Origin of the sequence: Lactobacillus nasalidis (assembly GCF_016587775.1) — a bacterium.
GTDB lineage: Bacteria > Bacillota > Bacilli > Lactobacillales > Lactobacillaceae > Lactobacillus > Lactobacillus nasalidis.
Genome location: NZ_BOCG01000074.1, coordinates 1 through 2,865, shown reverse-complemented (window position 1 = coordinate 2,865; position 2,865 = coordinate 1). Strand labels below are relative to the sequence as shown.

The 2,865-nt window shown below is 56.3% G+C and carries 2 protein-coding genes; one reads left to right on the top strand and one right to left on the bottom strand.

Translation table 11 applies throughout. The annotated features are described in order from the left end of the window. The coding region (locus tag lacNas_RS14090; RefSeq protein WP_244661395.1) for a glycosyl hydrolase 53 family protein at window positions 1-1,824 on the bottom strand (1,824 nt) is incomplete at its 3' end. A gap of 212 nt (window positions 1,825-2,036) precedes the next feature. Here lacNas_RS14090 and lacNas_RS00895 point away from each other — a divergent pair. Then, window positions 2,037-2,865: glycoside hydrolase family 3 N-terminal domain-containing protein (locus tag lacNas_RS00895; RefSeq protein WP_201346502.1), on the top strand; the 829-nt coding region annotated here is incomplete at its 3' end.

The following is a 2,865-nucleotide window of genomic DNA, read 5'->3' as shown; positions in this document are numbered from 1 at the left end:
ACTGGCCATCTTGATCACGCTGGCTTCGTCTGTGTTGCCGCCGCCGTAGCCCAGACCGTCGGCGTTGTACGGGTCGTTCCAGATCCGCAGGCGGATCCAGTTGACGCCGGCATCAGCCAAGACCTTGATCAAGCTGGCTTCTTGGCCGTTGAAGTCGTAGAACTTCACGCCAGCGTTGATCAGGGACTGGTAAGTGGAAATGTCGACCCCACGGATCATGTCGTCAGTCATGCCAGGGATCTTTTCCACCTTGACGCTTTCGTACTTCAAGCCGGTTTCGCTGCCGTCGCTGAAGGCCGCGCTGATTTCGTCAGCCGTCTTCTTGCTGGTTGGCGTTTCGTCAACTGCTTGACTCTTCTGACTGCTGCCGGCAACCAAAGTAGCCGTGTAGACAGCCTTCAAGGCATCGCCATACTTGGCCCCGGCATTTTCCTTGAGGAAGTTGGCCAGCTTTTCAGCACTGTCCTTGCCGCTGAGCCAGTATTGGTAGTGGTAAGCCTTACCGTTTGTGTCGTAGTAGAGCGTCTGCCCTTCAAAAGCCGTGGAATCACCAGCCAAGCCGGCAAAGATGGTCTGCAAAACTTGCTGGCTGATAGCCGTACCGGACTTGCCCTTCAGCAGAACTGACGAAACGCCGTCAGTCAAAGTCTTGGCGTCTTCATCGCTCATCTTGCTGGTAACCGGGTTGGTAACCTGGCCGGCATCACTGTAAACCGTGCTGATGCTTGGCTCGATCTTGGAAACGGCTTCGGCGGCCTGCTTGACGGCTTCGACCTTGTAAATCAAAGCTGCAGCAACGCCGTTGTAGTAGCCCGCGCCGACTACGCTGCCGGCCGCGCTGGTCTTGCCCAGCTTGGCAATCAAGGCGTCAGAGATCTGGCTGGCCGTAGCCCCGCTCTGGCCGACGTTCAAAGTCAGGCTGGCCAGAACCTGACCAGACATGGAAGAGTTCTCTTCCATCAATGAACTGATTACTTCGCTGTCGTTCTTTACGGCGCCTTGAGCCAGCAGCTGGGCCATTTCATGGGTTGCTGACTCTTGGTACTTGTTCTTGGATTCGGTCCAGTCGTACTTGACTGAGCTCTTCAGCTTGCTTGCAGCTGAGAATTCGACCTGGTCCCGCAGCAGCTGGCTGAAGTCCAAGTTGCCGCTGATGGCGCCAGTATTGTCAAAGCTGGCGGTAATTCCGTTGATCTTCTTGGTCGTGCTCTTGGCGATCAGCCCCTTGGAATCAGCGTAATACTGCTTGCCATTGACGGTGAAGACCTGGTTCTTGACTACCTGGCCGTTTGCGTCATAGTAATACGTCTTGCCGCTGGTCGTCTTGAAGGCGCTCTTGGTCGTGGTGGTAGTCGTCGTGGTTGCCGTTACCGCCGCGGTCTTGGTCTGCAGCTTGGACGTGGTCGTCTTAGCCGCAGCAGTGGTTGCGGTCTTGGCCGTGTCAGTAGCTGCGGTCTTGGCTGCGTCAGTAGCTGCGGTCTTGGCCGTGTCGTTGACTGCTGCCTTAGCCGTGTCAGTAGCTGCGGTCTTGGCCGTGTCGGTGGCTGCTGCCTTAGCCGTGTCGGTGGCTGCTGCCTTAGCCGTGTCAGTAGCTGCTGCCTTGGCCGCGTCAGTAGCAGCTGCCGTTTGGTCAACAGCTTGCGTATCAGTGCTTTGAGCGGTTTGGGTTTGCGTGTTGGCCGTCTGTTGGTCGCTTGCTTGACTGTCAGTGGTGTCCGCCTTGACCGTGTTGGCATAAGCCAGACCGGTTGCCGTTGCCAACAAGGCCAGGTTGGCGGTCATAATTTTCTTACTTTTAAAATGTTTGATCCGTTTCTTTTTCATAAACATCCTTCTCAATATTCCATTTAATTTCCATCTTCATCTATTATACCGTTTTCACGCCGCTTGTTTTACCTTTTTTTATTTCAAGGAGAAATTCACCGGAATTGGGCCGGACCTTTTTCACTTGCCTGACCGGGCCAAAAAAGCAATAATGTCCCTTATCAAGAAAGCAGCCTTTCAAGAAAAATTCATTTTAGAAAGCAGGATGAATCATGTCTGTTCTTACGCAAAAATTAGCCCAACTCTATCTGCCCGACAGCACGGGCGACTTTGCCGAAAATCTCCGCATGCTGGAACGCTATCAGCCGGCCGGCTTGCTCCTTTTTGCCAGGGACCTGGCGGGCTTGAGCGAGGAAACGGTTAAAGAGCAGCTGGCAGCCTACCGCCAGGCCCGGCCAGGTTTGATCATCGCCATCGACCAGGAAGGCGGCCTGGTCAGCCGCCTGTCAGCCCTTTACCCGGACCGGTCCTACCCCAGCCAGGCAGACCTGCTGGAAAAGGGGCTGGACTTTTTCCTGGAGCAAAGCAAAAAGACCGCCCTTGAACTAAAAAATCTGGGCATCAATCTCAACTTTGCCCCGGTAGCTGACCTGGCCATGGATCCCGCCAGCTTCATCTACAGCCGGACTTTCAAGACCAGCCCGGAAAAAAGCGGCCAGGCCGTCAGTGCCTTTGTCAAGCTTTACCGGCAGCTGGGCCTTGCCTGCTGCGCCAAGCACTTTCCAGGCTACGGGGATGCCGGCGACACCCACCATGCCCCAGCCAGCGACCACCGGACGCCGGCACAAGGCAAGCTTGACCTGCAGCCTTTTCAAGCGGCCATTTCATCCGGCGTGCCAGCAGTCATGGTCTCGCACCTGCATGTGCCGCTCTACAGCGACCGGCCCGCATCCCTGGCTCCGGAAGTCTACCGCCTGCTCAAGCAGGAGCTGCATTATTCCGGCGTGGCCCTGACCGACGACCTGGCCATGGCGGCGCCGCTGGATTACGCGGCTGAAAAGCAGACCTGCCCAGAAGTTCTGGCTCTGGCCGCCGGGGCTG